Source organism: Streptomyces sp. NPDC059248, from assembly GCF_042753905.1.
GTDB lineage: Bacteria > Actinomycetota > Actinomycetes > Streptomycetales > Streptomycetaceae > Streptomyces.
In genome coordinates, this window is sequence record NZ_JBHYZV010000008.1 from 115,557 (window position 1) to 131,453 (window position 15,897).

The window sequence follows — 15,897 nt, forward strand, 5'->3', positions numbered from 1 at the left end:
CGGCGGCGACCGTCGCGCGGAACGAACCGGGTCCCGTACGACAGCCCCGGCCCCCACCCGGTCAACTCGTCGCCGTCCCACCTGCCTCGACCCGCGTCACCGCCCACACCTGCTTGCCCCCGGCGAACGGCAACGACCCCGAGGCCGACGCCAGCGCCCCCACGATCAGCAGCCCCCGGCCGCCCGTCGCCTCCAGATCGAGCGCCGTCGGGCGCACCGGCGCGCGCGGCGACACGTCGTTGACCGCGATCCGCAACCGGTCCCCGCTGAGCGTCAGATCCAGCCGCACCCGGCCCCGGGTGTGCGACACGGCGTTGGTGACCAGCTCCGAGACGATCAGCAGAGGTACGTCCAGCTCACCCATGACACCCCAGGACCGCGCCGTACGCTCCGTGAAGCGACGGGCGTGCACGACGGCGTCCGGCAGCCGCCACACCGGCCAGCGGGCCCGCAGCGGGCGCCGGGCCGTCCCGTCGTACCGCAGCAACAGCAGCGCGACATCGTCGTCGCGGCGCTCCACGTTCGTCAGCAGCTCGTCGGCGGTCCGCCCCAGATCCACCGGATCGGCCGCCGACAGCAGCATCCGCAGCCTTCGCATCCCGTCGTCCAGCGGCAGCCGGGCCGACTCCACCAGGCCGTCCGTCAGCAGGGTGAGCACCGTGCCCCGCTCCAGCACGGCCTCCGTCATCGGATACTGCGCCTCCGGCAGCACCCCCAGCGGCGGCCCGCCGCGTACCTCGATCTCGTCCGTCGCGCCGTCGGGGTGCCGCAGCACGGGCGCCGTATGCCCGGCCCGCACCAGCAGCGCCGTCCCCTCCTCCAGATCGAGGTCCACATAGCAGCAGGTGGCGAAGAGATCGGTCTCCATGCCGGTGAGCAGACGGTTCGCCAGCCCCAGCACCACATCCGGCGGATGACCCTCGACCGCGTACGCCCGGATCGCGGTCCGCATCTGCCCCATGATCGTGGCGGCCTCCGCGCTGTGCCCCTGCACATCGCCGATGACGAGGGCAACCCGGTGCTCGGGCAGCGGTATCACGTCGTACCAGTCGCCGCCGACCTCCAGACCCACCGTGGCGGGCAGATAGCGCGCGACGGCCCGACCGCCGGGCAGCTCCGGCAGTTTGCGCGGCAGCAGACTCCGCTGCAGGGTCCGCGCCAGCTCGGTCCTGGCGTCGAGGGCGTGCGCCCGCGTCAGGGCCCGGCCCACCAGGCTCGCCGACGCCGTCAGCAGAGACCTTTCCTCCGGGACGAAGCGGTGCTCCTCGTCCCACCCCACCAGACAGACCCCGACCACCCGGCCGTCGGCCTGCAACGGCAGTACGGCGAGACCGCCGGGCCCGATGTCGAGGAGCCCAGGTTCCAGATCGGCGCCCGGCAGCCAGGCGGTGACCGTACCGTCGCGCAGCGCCCGGCGGAGCGTCGGCAGCGCCTTGCTGGACGCGTCGGGCCACTCCGAACGCCACTGCGAGCGCCATAGATCGGGCCAGGCGTCCGGCTCCGGCGGATCGAGAAGGGTCACGAACAACCGGTCCGCCTCCACCTCGGCCACCGCCAGCCGGGTGGCGCCCAGCGGGGCGCGCAGCGCCGCCGCCGCGGTCTCGCTCACCTCCCGGACCGTCGTCGCCCCCGCCAGCTCTGCCGACAGCCGCTGGACCCGCGAGACCTCGTCGGCGCTCGGCCGCAGATAGGAGGCGTCCGCCACGACACCGAGCATCCGGCCCGGGGCGCCGTCGGGCGCCGGGAGGATCCGGCAGCGCAGCCCCAGCCAGCGCAGCTCACCGCTGAGACAGCGGACCCGGAACGCGAGCTGGCGCTCCGCCGACGACCACAGTCCGGGCTCCACCACCGACATCAGCGCCGGTACGTCGTCGGGCACCGCGCAGGCGACCAGGGTCGTGGCCCGTCCGTCGAACTCCCCGTCCGGCAGCCCCAGCAGATCGAGCATCTGGTCGTCGGCTGTCATCGCCCCGGTGTCGAGGTCGATCGCGAAGGACCCGCTGCGCACCGGCACCAGTCCGGCACCCCCGTCCGGCACGGGCTCGCCCCGGCGCACCAGCCGTGACTGGAAGGCCTCGACCCCGGCCGCCACCTGGTCCGCGTACAGCTCCAGCAGTAAGCGCCGGTCGGAGTCGAACCCCTCGGGCGCGACCCCCGCCACCACCAGACACCCGCGGCGTCCGGCGTGCCCGCCGAGCGGCAGCACCGCCAGCGACGTCCCGTCGGGCCACAACTTGACCCGGTCCCGCAGCCCGTCGCCCGGCGGGTCCGGTAAGGACTCCGTACCGCCGTTCCCGGCGGAGTCGTCGGCGGTACGCGCGGCGAGCGCGGCGGGGTCCAGCCAGTCGGGTCTGCCGGTACGGAACGTTTCGGCCACGGGCGAGCGGGCGGACAGCCGGAACACCGGCGGCAGCTCGTATCCCGCGCCCGGCGCCTCGGCGGACTCGGCGAGAACCAGCCGGTCCCCGTCCTCGCCCAGCAGGTACACAGCCGCGCACCCGGCCCCGCAGAACGCAAAGTCTTGCCTGGTCAAGGCCCGTATCGCCCCCAAAGCCACGGCCTGCTCAGTGCCACGGCCCCCGCCGTGGCCGCCCACTCTATGGTGCCCGGCCCGCACGGGGGGAGACTTACCACGAGTGCCCCCGCCCGGTTGCCGAGGGCCGAGCGAATCCAAGCGCCGCCCGACACCCCGACAACTCGATGCCCCGGGGACGGGACGCGCCCCCGCCCCCCCAGCGGGACGCGCCCGGCGCGAGGCTAGAGCCTCCCCTTGCGCCGCTCCCCCAGAATCAGCAGCCCCAGGTAGGCCCCCCCGATCGCCATCGTGTAGATACCGACCGGCAGGTTCTCGAAGAGCGGCAGCTGCTGCGCGCACAGATCGGCCAGCACCAGCAGCAGTGCGCCCGTCAGCCCCGACAGCAGCAGATGCGGGCCGGGCAGCCGGGTCAGCCGCTTGGCGACCTGCGGCGCGGTCAGGGCGATGAACGCGATCGGCCCCGCCACGGCGACCGCTCCCGCCGCGAGCACGATCGCCAGCACCACGGCACCCGTCTTGGTCCGCCGCGGTTCGGCCCCCAGCCCCTGGGCGATGTCGTCGCCCATCTCTCCCGCGCCCAGCGGCCGGGCGAGCAGCGCCAGCGGCACGAGGGCCACCAGCAGGACCAGTCCGATCGTCGTCGCGTCGTCCCAGGACCGCGACGACAGACTCCCGTTGATGTACGCGGTCAGCGCCGACGCGTTGTCCCGCTCCATCGCGTAGACGACGTACTGCGTCGTGGCCTGGCAGATCGCCGCGACCCCGATACCGGCCACCACCAGCCGCCCCGGATTGCGGAACCCGGTACCCGTCGACACATAGACCAGCGCCATCGCGAGGACCGCCCCGACGAGCGCCCCGACGGGCACCGGCACCGTCCCGGTGAGGAAGAGCGCGGCGGTCGACGCGCCCGCGCCCGCCCCCGCGGCCACCCCGATCACATCCGGGCTGCCCAGCGGGTTGCGGGTGGCCGACTGGAAGAGCGCGCCGGAGAGCCCCAGGGCGCAGCCGGTACCCAGGGCCACGACGAGCCGGGGCCCGCGCAGCCGTTCCAGGACGAAGGCGTCACGGCCCTCGGCGCCGCCGGAGAGCGCCGAACCGAGCTCCGCCAGGGGAATGCCGAGCCGCCCCAGGGAGAGCGTCGCCGCCGATGCCAACGCGGTCAGCGCCAGCAGTCCGAGCGCCACGACCACGAGGCGCGGCCGGATCGCCACCGCCACCGGACCCAGCCGGATCAGCCCCCCGGGCCGCCCGGCCCGCTGCGGCACGCCCGGCTTGCCCGTCCCGGCCGCCTCGTCGGCTTTGTGCGGCTCCCGCTGGCCGGCCACCGGACCCGTACCGCCTCGTACCGTCGTCGTCCGTCGCGCGGTCATGCGTTCCCCCTCATCCGCCGGACCGCGACCAGCAGCGCGGGCGCCCCGATGAACGCGGTCACGACCCCGACCATCAGCTCTTGCGGCCGCATCACCACCCGCCCCACGACATCCGCGAGGAGCAGCAGCGTGGGGCCCGCGACGCACGCGAAGAGCATCTGGTGGCGGAAGTCGACACCGACGACGGCCCGCACGACATGCGGGACGGCGAGCCCGATGAAGCCGATCGGACCCACGGCCGCCGTCGCCGACGCGCTCAGCAGCGTCGCCGCGACCAGCCCGCCGGAGCGCACCAGCCACGGGCGGGCGCCCAGCGCCGCGGCCGTGGCGTCGCCGAGGGCGAGCGCGTTCAGTCCCCGGGCCAGGAGCAGCGCGAGCACCAGACCGGTGACGGCGAACGGCACCATGGCCCAGAAGATGTCGAAGTCACGGCCGCCGAGCGCGCCGACCACCCAGTAGCGGTAGCTGTCGAAGACCTGCGGCTTGGTAAGGGTCACGGCCTGGATGTAGGCCATCAGTACGGCGGTGAGGACGGCGCCCGCCAGCACCAGCCGCACCTGACCGCGGCCGGAGCCGCCCGAGCCGATCGCCAGGACCAGCACCCCCGCGGCGAGCGCCCCCGGCAGCGCCCACCACATGGCGGCCGTACTGCCGGTCGCGCCCAGGAAGGCGGTCGCGGTGACGATGCTCGCCGACGCGCCCGCGTTGATGCCCAGCAGTCCGGGCTCGGCGAGCGCGTTCCGGGTCACGCCCTGCATCAGGGTTCCGGCGACGGCGAGCGCGACACCCGCGAGCACCGCGAGCGCCGTCCGCGGATAGCGGCTCTCGACGACCGCGGTGATCTGCGCGTCGGCCGTCCCCGACAGCACGTCGACGACATCGCCGAAGGACGTCGTACGGCTGCCGAACATGACACTGGCGAAGAGCGCGAGGGCGAGCAGCGGCAGCCCCGCGGACATCCCGGCAACAACCCGCCGGGCGGTGCCGATGAGATCGTGGCCATGGTGGCGGTGCGGCCCTACTTCTTCGCGGCGGTGACGGCCTTGTCGATCAGCGGCAGGTACCGGTCGATCGTCCAGGGCACGGTCAGCGGGTTGATGATCGAGGACGCGGTCACGAAGGAGTTGTTGTCACCGACGACCACGGCACCCTTCTCGACCGCGGGGATGCCCGCGTACAGCGGCTGCTTCTCGATCTCCTGCCGGTTCTTCTCGTCCGTGTAGAAGGTGAAGAGCAGGTCGCTGTCCTTCAGCTTGCCGGCGTTCTCCAGACCGATCAGCGCCGAGTCGGTGCCCTTGGTCTCCGGGAACTGGTTCACCACCGGGTCGACGGTCAGACCGAGCGACGAGACCATCTTGACCCGCTGCTCCTCGGGCTTGAACACACCGAGGGTCCCCGGGCCGGTGTTGTAGACGTACGAGAACTTCAGGTCCTTGTACTGGGGACGGGTGGCCGCCGCGTCGGCGAGCTGCTTCTCGATCGTGGAGATCAGCTTCTTCGACTCGTCGGGCTTGCCCAGCGCCTTGGAGACGATCTCGATCTGCTGGTCCCAGTTGGTGCTCCACGGCAGGTCCGGGTAGGCGACCGTGGGGGCGATGTCCTTGAGGACGTCGTACTGCTTCTGCGTCACGCCCGACCAGGGGGCGAGGATGAGGTCGGGGTCCAGCTCCAGGATCGCCTCGGTGTCCAGCTCCTCGCCGCCCGTGAACTGCTTGGGCAGCTTCTCGCCCTTCTTGGTCACGGCCTCGTGGATCCAGGGGAGGTAGCCGGTCTTGTCGGCGCCCCACGGGTAGCTCTCGATACCGACCGGGGTGGTGCCGAGGGCGATCGCGGTCTCCGCCGAACCCTGGCCCAGGGTGACGATCCGCTTCGGCTCCTTCTTGATCTCCGCGGTGCCGAGCGCGCTCTTGATCGAGACGGGGAACGCGCCGCCGCTCTTCTCCGAGGACGCGGCGGAGTCCTTCTCGCCGTCGCTCTCCTTCGAGCAGCCACCGGCGGTGAGGACGACGGCGGCGGCCGTGGCCGCGGCGGCGAGCGCGCGGTGGCGCACGCGGGTGAACCCGAGCATGGATGTTCCTCAAAGAGTCGACGTGTGGAGCGTGATGCGCGAACGGCGCCGACCCGTGGGGGAAGCGTGTTCGAGTTAGGTAAGCCTAAGCTAAGGCTGTCTTGATGTTCAACTCTGGCCGAAAAACGTCGTCTGCGCCCGGTCCGGCGGGGTGCCGTCCGGACCGCCGGGGCGGCCTGGAAGCGGGGAGGACGCGTTCCGTACCGCCGGCGCGGGGGAGCGGCCCGACAGGGGTGGATCATTCGACTGCACCATCCCCGGCCGGTCCCTACGATGGTCGCCGACCGCTCATGCTCTCGACGGACGCGGGTGAGTTCTGGATGCAGACCACGTCGTGGCGGCCGGACGCCATCGACACCACGGTGCCGAGCGTGGCCCGGATGTACGACTACTACCTGGGAGGAAGCGACAACTACGAGGCCGACCGGATCGCGAGTGAGGAGTTGCTGAAGCAGGCCCCGAGTACCCGCGTGCTCGCGGTCAACAACCGGCGCTTCCTCCAGCGGGTGGTCCGGGTCCTCGCCCGCGACTACGGCATACGCCAGTTCCTCGACCACGGCTCGGGGCTGCCCACCCAGGACAACGTCCACCAGATCGCCCAGGCGGTCGACCCCGCCAGCCGCGTCGTCTACGTCGACAACGACCCCATCGTCCTCGCCCACGGCCGGGCGCTGCTCGACGAGAACGAGCACACCGCCGTCATCCAGGCCGATATGCGGGACACCGACGGGATCCTCGGCCACGAGGAGACCCGCCGCCTGATCGACTTCCGCCGGCCCGTCGCCGCCCTCTTCGTCTCGGTCCTCCACTGCGTCCCGGACCGGAGCGACCCCGGCGCCCTGCTGCGGCGGGTCGCCGACCACCTGGCGCCCGGCAGCTTCCTCGTCGTCTGCCAACTCGTCAGCGACCGGCCCGAGATCCGCCGGTTCGTCACCGACTTCATGGCCGATGTCACAGGTGACACCTGGGGCCGCGTCCGCGAGGAGCACGAGGTGCGCGCCTTCCTCGACGGCTTCGAGATCCTCGAACCCGGCCTGGTCGAGGTGTCGACCTGGCGCCCCGACAGCGATCTGGCGCCGGTGCAGCAGACCGACGAGTGGCTCGAGTGGGGCGGCGTGGCCCGGATCGGCTGACCGCCCGCCCCGGGCCGGCGACCGGGCTGGGGCAACCGCTCAGCGCCCCCAGAGGACCCCGAGCTGCCGGCGCAGCATCCGCGCGGACTCCACCGGCGTCAGCGCGCACGCCCCCAGACGGTCCAGCATCGTGCGGTACTCCTCGACGACCGCCGGCTTCTGGCTGAAGGTGGAATCCGTCAGATGCTCGATGTACACCGCGTCCTTCAGATCGCTCAGCGCGAACCGCAGGAACGTCACCCCGGTCCCGATGCCGATCGTCGCCGACACGTCCAGCGGCGCGATCTGCAGCGTCACCCGGGGCCGCTCCATCAGCGCCAGCAGATGCTCCAGCTGCGCCCGCATCACGGCGGGCCCGCCGACCGTCCTGAGCAGTACCGACTCGTCGATGACCGCCCACAGCCGGGGAGCGTCCGGCAGTTCGAGCTGCCGCTGCCGCTCCTGCCGCAGCTCCACCCGGCGCTCCGTCTCCCGGGCCGGGAGACGTCCCGGCCCCGCCTTGATCACGGCATGGGTGTACGACGGGGTCTGCAGCAGCCCCGGGACGTAGAAGGGCTCGTACGTCCGGATCCGCTCGGCCGCGCCCTCCAGGGCGACCAGCGGGGTGAAGAAGTCCGAGAGCACATCGCTGAACGAGCGCCACCAGTCCGGCCGGTGCGACTGCTCGACGAGCCGGATGAACTCGTCGACGCGCTCCTCGCCCCCGACCCCGTACAACCGGAGCAGGGCCAGGGCGTCCGCCCGCTTGCAGCCGTGCCGGCCGAGTTCGATCCGGCTGGTCTTCGACCGGGAGAAGCCGAGCCGGGCGTCCACATCGGCGGGGTCGAGCCCGGCGGCGAGCCGCAGTTCGCGCAGTTTTCCGCCGAGGATCAGCTTGAGCGCCGTGGGATTCTTCTCCACGGTCCCCAGGGGCCGGAGAAACCACGACTCGTGGGGATCGGCTGCTGCCATGGTGTGCTCCTGCGGCGCGGGAAAGACATGAGCGGTGACGAGGTCCGAAGATCGTTGAAGAAGAGGGTCGGGACGGCTGCGGCGGAAATGAACGGCGAATGAGTGTCGAGAGGCGACCGGGAAACCGGTGGCCGAACGAGAAGGAAAGAAACCCAGTATCCACTATCGGCACCCGCCCGGGCAGGGCCCCCGCACTCCTGCCCGGTCCGCTCAGCCGATCATCGTGTCGAACTCGCCGTCCCGGGCGCCGGCCACGAACGCGGCGACCTCGTCCCGGGTGTAGATCAAAGCGGGTCCATGGGGGTCGCGGGAGTTGCGTACCGCCACCGCGCCCCCGGGGAGCACGGCCAGTTCCACACAGTTTCCCGTGGCGTTGCTATGGCTGCTCTTCGTCCAGGTGACCGAGGGCAGCGCGGTCGCCCGCATGCCGTTGAAGATCCGTTCCACTGCAAGAGCCCCTCTTCGTACGGGTGTTCCGTCGTCCCACTCTCCAATGCCGCGAAACCGGAATGCAATCCCAGCTGCAATTGCATGCGCGGGAACGGCGCCGACATGCTCGTCCTTCGTAACGCTGTTGACGCGATGTCAGCGAATCCGGTGTTCAGGGCGGTACGACCCAGGGCGAACCCCCTGCCCGCACCGCCCCACGCCCCCGCCCCCGCCACGACAGCCGCCCCGCCCCCGCCACGGAACCGGAACCTCCACCGTCCTGCCCCAGATGCCCTTGAACCCCCGGGGCGAGAGCAGCCCGCCCGAGCGATCGCCCCGGGGAACGTCCCCGCCCCGGTGCCCCGTTGATCCTTCTGCGGGAGAGGAGGACCTCGTGAAGAGGACACGGCAGCGCGACCGCGACATGCCAGGACCCCGAGCGCCCTGGGACGAGATCGTGCCGGGGCTGTGGATGGGCGGTCACTACTGGACCGATCCCGCCGGTGAGCTCCGCCCGGTCTTCGTCGGCGGCGAGTTCGACCTGGTCGTCAGCCTGTTCATCCGATCCGGTCACGGGCCAGGGCCGGACATCGAGCACCTTGTCGCCGAGATCCCCGATGCCCCGCTCACTTCCGATCAGATCGGCGCGGTGCAGCGACTCGCGCACATCACCGCAAGCGCCGTGCAGGAGGGACGTACCACCCTCGTCCGTTGCCACTCCGGCTACAACCGCTCCGGCCTCGTGGTGGCGCAGGCACTCATGCGACAGGGCCACCAAGCCGCCACCGCGATCCAACGCGTTCAAGAGAGACGATCCCCCTGGGCCTTGAACAACGCGACCTTCAGGAACTACCTGACCACCGGTCTTGACGTCGCCCGCCTCCTGACCGGGCTCCGGGGTTAGGGCCTCTTTCGCACGCGCTCAGGGCGTCACGGGGATCACCACCACCGTGATGTTGTCCTCGCCGCCCGCGTCCAGCGCGTAGCGCACCAGGGCCCGCGCGTCGTCGAGCGGAGTGTCCGCGCGCGGGCGTACCGCCGGTACGCCCGACTCCCCGGGCCGGGCGAGACAGCGCCACAACCCGTCCGAGCACAGGATCAGCCGCCCCGCCTCCCGAGGCCGCCGCCCCACCACCTCCGGCTCGCACTCCCCGGCGTCCGCACCCAACCACGCCGTCAGCGCCTCGTGCCGCCCGCTGTCGTCCCGGGTCAGGGGTGCCACCGGCCCCACGGCGCCCACGACACAGGTCGTCGCCGGGGCCGGTCCCGCTCCGGCGGCCAGTGCCGTCACGGCGCGCCCCGCGCGCCGCAGCGCCTCGTACAGCGCCGACTCCGGCAGCTCCCCGGCCGTCAGCAGCCGGCCGGCCACGGCGGCGGCCGTGTCCGCGGCGATCCGCGCCGCGCGTTCCGCCCGCGGCGCCATCGACACCCCGTCGGCCACCACCCCCACCGTCCACTCCCCGGACGGGCCCGCCGCCAGCGCCAGGGCGTCGGCGTTGATTTCCCGCCGGAGACCGCGGTCACCGACGCCCGCCGCCCCCGACGCCACGGCGACCTCCAGCCGGGCACGGAACCCGGGCCGGACATGGCCGCAGTCCCAGCAGTGGCCGTCCGGGGCGACGGGGCCCCCGCAGCGGGGACAGGACGAGGGGAGCGCGGCAGCCGGCGACGGCGGGAGAGAAGGCATCGAACGGGCATTGTGTCCGATCCGGGCCCCGCAGGACCGGACAATCCCCGCGGCGCCGGGCCCGCGGCCCCGCCGTGCGGCCTCACCCGAACGGGCCTAAATTAGGGGAAGTCGTCCCTTGTTCCGGCAGGAGGACCGTTGTGAACCGTTCGCCACTGCGATGGCGCGCCGCCTCGGTGGCCGCCGCGACGGCCGGACTGCTGGCCGTACCGGCCTCCACGGGCCTCGCCGCCGCGGCCCCCGCGCCCGCCGCCGTCTCCACCGCCTTCGCACCGGCCCCCGCCGTCACCACACCACCACCACCACCGTCGTCGTCGTCCGACGCGTTCGCCGAACTCGACGCGTCCGTCGCCGAGCGGCTCGACGACGCGATCGGCGACGTACTGCGCGAGACATCGGTACCCGGAGTGACGGTCGGCCTGTGGGCCCCCGACAAGGGCAGCTACGTCCGCTCCTTCGGCGTCGCCGAGAAGTCGCCCCGCACCCCCATGGAGTCCGATCTGTTTATGCGGATCGGCAGTGAGACCAAGACCTTCACCGTCACCGCCCTGCTCGAACTCGTCGACCGCGGCGACGTCGCGCTCGACGACCCCATCGGAAAGTACGTCGACGGGGTCCCGGGCGGCGACACCATCACCCTGCGCCAGCTCGCGGGCATGCGCAGCGGCCTCTTCAACTACTCCGAGGACGACGGCTTCTTCAAGGCCCTGACCACCGACCCGACCCGGCACTTCAGCCCGCAGGAGCTGCTCGACTACGCCTTCGACCACCCGGTGCTGTTCCCGCCGGGGGAGAAGTTCGACTACTGCAACACCAATCTCATCCTGCTGGGCCTGGTGATCGAGAAGGTCGGCGGCCAGCCGCTGAACCGCTTCATCCAGCAGAACGTGCTCGACCCGGCCGGTCTGAACGACACCCTCTTTCCTGTCGGGGCGGAATTTCCCAGCCCGCACGCCCACGGCTATACGAACCAGACCGCGACGGGGAAGGTCGAGGACGCCACGGACTGGAATCCCTCCTGGGGCTGGGCCGCCGGCGCCATGATCTCCACCCTGGACGATCTGCGGAGCTGGGCCCGCACTCTGGCCACCGGCACCCTGCTGACCCCCGCGACCCAGGCCGAACGGCTCGACGACCGCTCCGACATCGCTCCCGGTCTCTCCTACGGGCTCGGCATCTTCGAGACCCACGGCTGGATCGGCCACAACGGATCCCTGCCGGGGTACGAGTCCGTGACCGTCTACCTCCCGGAAGCCCGGGCCACCATGGTCATCGTCCTCAATACGGACATCCTCCACGACGGTACGGAACCGAGCACCCTGTTCGCCGAGGCGGTCACCGGGATCGTCTCCCCGGACCACGTCTACACCGTCCCGTCCGGCACCGCCCCTTCGTCGACCACATCACCCTCCACATCACCGTCACCCTCTACGTCACCGTCACCGTCGGCGTCGCCGTCCGACCAGCCGTCGCCGTCGAGTCCGGCGACCGGCACCGACTGACCCGACGCCCCCGGAGCCGTACGAAACCGGCCTGGCCGCGAGATCACCCGCCCGGCCCCCACCACGGCCCCGTCGCACCCGCATTCGAGCGATCCCGCCCCGGTACCGGCGTGTGCCGGAGCCCGCGCGCCCGGCCCCGGCCCACAGTGGGAGATCCGAACTCCCCCTCACCGACCAGGGTACGGACATGCCATACGAGACCCCGGCCGTGGGCCGCCGCAGACTGCTTCTGATGGCCCCCGCCGCCGCGGCCGCCGCGACCGTCGCCGATCCGGCCAGGGCCGACGCACTCACCGCCCCGGCCCCGGCCGCGCCGGCGCCCGGTGGCTACCCGGGCGCCGACGCCCGCGCCGCCCGCATCGACGTCCACCACCACTACACCGCCCCCGCCTGGCTCGCCTGGGCCGAACGCGCGGGACTGGTCGACCCCGCCCAACTGCCCTGGTGGACCCGATGGGACCTCGACACCACCCTCGGTCTGATGGACCGGGCGGGCATCGCGACGGCGGTCGTCAGCCCCGCGATGCCCGTCCGCGGCTTCGCCTCCCCGGCCCAGCGCAAGGAGAGCCTCGCCGTCGCGCTCGACGCCGTCGCCGAACTCACCGCCGCCCACCCCGACCGGTTCGCCTTCTTCACCCCGGTCTTCCCCGACGACCTCGAAACCTCCCGCTGGTCCCTCGCCCGGGGCCTCGACGAACTCGGCGCCGTCGGCGTCCAGACCCGCGCCAACACCCGCGGCGTCTACCTCGGTGACCCCTCGCACGACCGGCTGCTCGCCGAACTGAACGAACGCTCGGCTGTGATCAACACCCACCCCCACGAACTGCCCGGCACCGACCCCGCCAAGCCCGCCGTCCCGGGGATCCCCGCCTTCTACTGCGACTTCCCCCTCGACACCACCCGCGCCGCCGTCAACCTGATCCTCAACGGCACCCTCGACCGCTACCCCCGGCTCTCCTTCGTCCTCCCGCACGGCGGCGGTTTCCTTCCCTATATCGCCACTCGCATGGAAGCCTTCGCCCACTTCCTCACCCCGGAGATCGACGCTGCCCGGGTCCGCGACCACCTGCACCGCTTCTACTACGACACCGCCGCCCCCCTCGGCGAGGCCGCCGCCTCCGCCCTGCTCACCGTCGCCGACCCCACCCGGATCCTGTACGGCAGCGACTGGCCCGCCACCTCGGCCGCCACCATCACCGGTGTTGCCGAACCGGCACTGGACCGGGAGAGCGGGCTGACCGTACTCCAGCGCCGGCGCATCAACCGCGACAACGCCCTGCGGCTGCTGCCGTCCCTGACCCGCTGAACCCCGTCAGCGCCCCCGCCCCTCACACCTCCGGGCGCGGGGGAGCGGCGGGCGGCGGCCCCAGCGTCGTCGTCCCCGGCGCCGCCCGGTACCCGAGACCCGTGCGGTACGCGTCCATCGCCGCCTCCACCCGCCCCGCCCGGCGCAGCAGATCCCCCAGCAACCGGCACAGATCCGCCAGATCGCCGCTGGCACCGCTGCGCTCCAGCAGCGCCAGCGCCTTCACATAGTGCTCCTCCGCCGCCTCGATCTCCCCGCGTTCCTCCGCGATCAGACCGAGCAGCCGGTGCGCCCCGCCCGCGTGGACCGCGCCGTGCCGGTCGTCCAGCCGCAGCAGGGTCCCCGCGACCTCCGCCGCCTGCTCGTAACGGCCCATCCGCCGCAGCACATCGGCCAGCTCCACCTCCACCTGCGCGGTGAACAGCGCCGCCCGCCGGGCCCGCAGCATGTCCCGGGCCGTCCGCAGCTCCTCCTCAGCCAGGGCCAGCTCGCCGCCCTGCGCGTGGACGTAACCCCGCATCCAGTGGCAGTGCGCGAGATCCGTACCGAGCCGCAACTGCCGGTAGATCGTCTGCGCCTTCGCCAATGACGCGTCCGCGTCCACGATCCGGCCCTCGGCGAGGAACGTCCTGGCCACCTGCCGGTGCATCCCCGCCACCAGCGCCGGATCGTTCACCCGCGGCGCCAGCGACAGCGCCAGCTCGGCCGCGTGCGCCGCCCGGGCGTGCGCCCCCATATCGATATACGGCCCGATCACGGCCGCGTACAACAGGACCAGCGCCTCCGGGTCCGCGAGCCCGCTCGTACTCAGCTCCTCGATCGCCGACTCCAGCAGATAACAGGCGTACCGCAGCTCCCCGGCGAGCAGATGCGCCACAGCCCGGCCCCGTACGGCCCGGGCCCGCCGGGGCAGCGGCGCGCCGGCCAGCAGCCGCTCCGCCTCCTCGAAACACCCGAGGGCGCGCTCCAGATCCCCCGTCTCCAGCGCGCAGTCCCCACGCCCCAGCAGGGCCTCCGTCCGCTCCGCGGCGAGTTCGAGCCGCCCGGCCTCCTCCGCCAGCCGCTCGAACAGCTCCGCGGCGTCCACGGCGGAGCCGGTCGCCAGCTCCCGCTGGGCGTCCGTGAGGGCGAGCCGCAGCTCCGTCGCCAGCCGCGCGGGCCGCCCGGTCGTCAGCTCCTCCACCGAGGTGCCCAGCCGCTCGGCGAGAAACCGCAGCGCCGCCTCGGACGGTTTGACGCGGCCCGCCTCGACGGTGGAGATATACGCCGGTGTGTACGACGGCTCCGCCAACTGTCGCTGGGTCAGACCCAGTTGTTTCCGGAGCCGCTGGACCCGGCGTCCGATCCCGGCCTGATCGTCCATCGAACCGCCTTGCACGTCGAACCCCCCTGATCGCTCGGACTCCCAGTATCCGTCGTCGGCGACCATTGCGCGGGCCGCGGGCGGAGCCCTAACTTAAGAACGCCGTTCATAGGACTTAATGCTTTGCTTAACTTCCTCAGGGGAGGGGCCGCATGCCCTCGTTCATCAGGCGCGGAGCCATCACGGCGGCCGGGGTCGCCGCCGCCGTCACCGCCGCGCTCGCCCTAGCGCCCGGCGGCGCCGTCGCGGCCGACGGGCCGACCGTCCCGCCGCGGGTCGAGGTCGAGATACCCGGCCCGGAGCACGGCGAGGCCGCCGGCTCCGGCCATACCCTCGTCCCGGCCGAAGGCCGCGACCGCCCCGCTCCCCGCCTGTCGGCCGCCGAGTCCGCGGCCGACGGCCGCGTCACCCGTATCGAGGGGACCGGCACCACCGCCGACCGGCTCGACATCGTCGTACTCGGCGACGGCTACACCGCCGCCGAACTGCCCGAGTTCCACGAGGACGCCCGGAAGATCTGGGAGCAGACCGCCGCCGTCGAGCCGTACACGACCTACCGGGGCCTGTTCAACGTCTGGGCCGTCGACGCCGTCTCCAACGAGTCCGGCGTGACCGGCGACCCGGACCGCGCCACCGTCCGCGACACCGCCATCGGCTCCTACTTCTGGTGCGGCGACATCGAGCGGCTCCTCTGCGTCGACCAGACCAAGGTCGACCGCTACGCCGCGAAGGCGCCCGAGGCCGATCTCGTCGTCGTCCTCGCCAACAGCGCCAAGTACGGCGGCGCGGGCTACAACGAGCCCAGCCAGAGCCTCGGTTACGAGGGCATCGCCACCGCCTCCGCGGGCAACCCCCGCTCCGGCCTCGTCGCCATCCACGAGACCGGGCACTCCCTCGGCAAACTCGCCGACGAGTACTTCTACCCGGGCTACCCCGGCTACGAGCAGTACACCGGGCCCGAGCCCGCCGACAGCAACATCTCCACCCTCGACGCGGCCGCCATCGGCGACCGGCGCGTCAAGTGGCACCGCTGGCTCGGCGAGCAGTCCCCCGACGGCGGCACCGTCGGCGCCTACGAAGGCGGCGGCTACTTCGTCAAGGGCCTCAACCGGCCCACCGAGAACTCGATGATGCGCTCGGTCGACAAGCCGTTCAACCTCCCCGGCACCGAGGCGATGATCGCCGGCTTCTACCGGCACGCCAAGCCGGTCTCCGCCGTCACCCCCACCGACCGCACCCTGCGGATCCGCCACACCGCCGAGGCCGCCCCCGTCGAACTCTCCGCCGCCGACGGCCACCGGCTGACCGTCCGCTGGTACCTCGACGGCAAGGAACTGCCCCGGCTCGCGGGCCGCAGCAAGGTCAGGGTCGCCGAACTGGCCCCGCGCCTGCTCGATCTGCGCACCCACCGGCTGACCGTCACCGCCGAGGACCGCACCCCCTCGGTACGCGACCCGAAGACCGCCGCGACGATGAAGGCGTCGGTCACCTGGTCCGTACGCCTCTGACCGGCCCCACGGCCCCGGTGTCCCGTCCCGCGCCCACCCCC

At 72.5% G+C, this 15,897-nt stretch carries 13 protein-coding genes; 5 read left to right on the top strand and 8 right to left on the bottom strand.

All coding sequences use genetic code 11. The annotated features are described in order from the left end of the window. Window positions 1–61: 61 nt before the first annotated feature. From ACFXG1_RS05685 to ACFXG1_RS05700, 4 genes are all read right to left on the bottom strand, one after another. Window positions 62–2,533, bottom strand: a complete 2,472-nt coding sequence (locus ACFXG1_RS05685; protein ID WP_384718086.1) for a SpoIIE family protein phosphatase — start codon at window positions 2,531–2,533, stop codon at window positions 62–64. Between the two features lie 224 nt (window positions 2,534–2,757). Next, window positions 2,758–3,909, bottom strand: coding sequence for a FecCD family ABC transporter permease (locus ACFXG1_RS05690; RefSeq protein WP_384718084.1), 1,152 nt, complete (start codon window positions 3,907–3,909; stop codon window positions 2,758–2,760). Next, window positions 3,906–4,868 carry a FecCD family ABC transporter permease gene (locus ACFXG1_RS05695; protein ID WP_384718090.1) on the bottom strand — a complete coding sequence of 321 codons (963 nt, stop codon included), beginning with the start codon at window positions 4,866–4,868 and terminating at the stop codon, window positions 3,906–3,908. The genes ACFXG1_RS05690 and ACFXG1_RS05695 overlap by 4 nt, the downstream gene beginning before the upstream one ends. Before the next feature lie 59 nt (window positions 4,869–4,927). Then, the gene (locus tag ACFXG1_RS05700; protein ID WP_384741288.1) at window positions 4,928–5,977 is read right to left on the bottom strand and encodes an iron-siderophore ABC transporter substrate-binding protein; all 1,050 of its coding nucleotides are present in this window, start codon (window positions 5,975–5,977) and stop codon (window positions 4,928–4,930) included. Between the two features lie 320 nt (window positions 5,978–6,297). On the opposite strand from ACFXG1_RS05700, the gene ACFXG1_RS05705 reads away from it, so the two are divergent. After that, a complete protein-coding gene (locus tag ACFXG1_RS05705) occupies window positions 6,298–7,110 on the top strand; it encodes an SAM-dependent methyltransferase (RefSeq protein ID WP_384715193.1) in 813 nt (270 codons plus the stop codon). 39 nt (window positions 7,111–7,149) lie between these two features. On the opposite strand, the gene ACFXG1_RS05710 is transcribed toward ACFXG1_RS05705, so the two are convergent. Both ACFXG1_RS05710 and ACFXG1_RS05715 read right to left on the bottom strand, forming a co-directional pair. After that, on the bottom strand, window positions 7,150–8,061 hold the full coding sequence (locus ACFXG1_RS05710) for a helix-turn-helix domain-containing protein (protein WP_384715187.1): 912 nt from the start codon (window positions 8,059–8,061) through the stop codon (window positions 7,150–7,152). 210 nt (window positions 8,062–8,271) lie between these two features. Next, window positions 8,272–8,487: a DUF397 domain-containing protein gene (locus tag ACFXG1_RS05715; protein ID WP_384715190.1), complete on the bottom strand. Its 216-nt coding sequence runs from the start codon at window positions 8,485–8,487 to the stop codon at window positions 8,272–8,274. Between the two features lie 397 nt (window positions 8,488–8,884). On the opposite strand from ACFXG1_RS05715, the gene ACFXG1_RS05720 reads away from it, so the two are divergent. After that, a complete protein-coding gene (locus ACFXG1_RS05720; protein ID WP_384715183.1) occupies window positions 8,885–9,394 on the top strand; it encodes a protein phosphatase in 510 nt (169 codons plus the stop codon). 18 nt (window positions 9,395–9,412) lie between these two features. On the opposite strand, the gene ACFXG1_RS05725 is transcribed toward ACFXG1_RS05720, so the two are convergent. Further along, complete coding sequence (locus ACFXG1_RS05725; protein ID WP_384715180.1) at window positions 9,413–10,177, bottom strand: PP2C family protein-serine/threonine phosphatase; 765 nt, start codon at window positions 10,175–10,177, stop codon at window positions 9,413–9,415. Window positions 10,178–10,317: 140 nt separating this feature from the next. Between ACFXG1_RS05725 and ACFXG1_RS05730 the strand changes: the two genes are divergently transcribed. Both ACFXG1_RS05730 and ACFXG1_RS05735 read left to right on the top strand, forming a co-directional pair. Further along, complete coding sequence (locus ACFXG1_RS05730; protein WP_384715177.1) at window positions 10,318–11,679, top strand: serine hydrolase domain-containing protein; 1,362 nt, start codon at window positions 10,318–10,320, stop codon at window positions 11,677–11,679. 187 nt (window positions 11,680–11,866) lie between these two features. Continuing rightward, entirely contained in the window at window positions 11,867–12,985 is a 1,119-nt protein-coding gene (locus ACFXG1_RS05735) for an amidohydrolase family protein (protein ID WP_384715174.1), read from the top strand. Window positions 12,986–13,007: 22 nt separating this feature from the next. Here ACFXG1_RS05735 and ACFXG1_RS05740 read toward each other — a convergent pair whose 3' ends face one another. Continuing rightward, window positions 13,008–14,348, bottom strand: a complete 1,341-nt coding sequence (locus ACFXG1_RS05740; RefSeq protein ID WP_384715171.1) for a tetratricopeptide repeat protein — start codon at window positions 14,346–14,348, stop codon at window positions 13,008–13,010. Between the two features lie 152 nt (window positions 14,349–14,500). On the opposite strand from ACFXG1_RS05740, the gene ACFXG1_RS05745 reads away from it, so the two are divergent. Continuing rightward, complete coding sequence (locus ACFXG1_RS05745; protein WP_384741293.1) at window positions 14,501–15,856, top strand: M64 family metallopeptidase; 1,356 nt, start codon at window positions 14,501–14,503, stop codon at window positions 15,854–15,856. The last annotated feature ends 41 nt before the right edge of the window (window positions 15,857–15,897 follow it).

What these genes read in the sequence shown, in the direction of transcription:
- ACFXG1_RS05725 (WP_384715180.1), bottom strand. Translation starts at nt 10,177, where the DNA reads ATGCCTTCTCTCCCGCCGTCGCCGGCTGCCGCGCTCCCCTCGTCCTGT.
- ACFXG1_RS05690 (WP_384718084.1), bottom strand. Translation starts at nt 3,909, where the DNA reads ATGACCGCGCGACGGACGACGACGGTACGAGGCGGTACGGGTCCGGTG.
- ACFXG1_RS05715 (WP_384715190.1), bottom strand. Translation starts at nt 8,487, where the DNA reads ATGCGGGCGACCGCGCTGCCCTCGGTCACCTGGACGAAGAGCAGCCAT.
- ACFXG1_RS05745 (WP_384741293.1), top strand. Translation starts at nt 14,501, where the DNA reads ATGCCCTCGTTCATCAGGCGCGGAGCCATCACGGCGGCCGGGGTCGCC.
- ACFXG1_RS05705 (WP_384715193.1), top strand. Translation starts at nt 6,298, where the DNA reads ATGCAGACCACGTCGTGGCGGCCGGACGCCATCGACACCACGGTGCCG.
- ACFXG1_RS05700 (WP_384741288.1), bottom strand. Translation starts at nt 5,977, where the DNA reads ATGCTCGGGTTCACCCGCGTGCGCCACCGCGCGCTCGCCGCCGCGGCC.
- ACFXG1_RS05735 (WP_384715174.1), top strand. Translation starts at nt 11,867, where the DNA reads ATGCCATACGAGACCCCGGCCGTGGGCCGCCGCAGACTGCTTCTGATG.
- ACFXG1_RS05695 (WP_384718090.1), bottom strand. Translation starts at nt 4,868, where the DNA reads ATGTCCGCGGGGCTGCCGCTGCTCGCCCTCGCGCTCTTCGCCAGTGTC.
- ACFXG1_RS05740 (WP_384715171.1), bottom strand. Translation starts at nt 14,348, where the DNA reads ATGGACGATCAGGCCGGGATCGGACGCCGGGTCCAGCGGCTCCGGAAA.
- ACFXG1_RS05710 (WP_384715187.1), bottom strand. Translation starts at nt 8,061, where the DNA reads ATGGCAGCAGCCGATCCCCACGAGTCGTGGTTTCTCCGGCCCCTGGGG.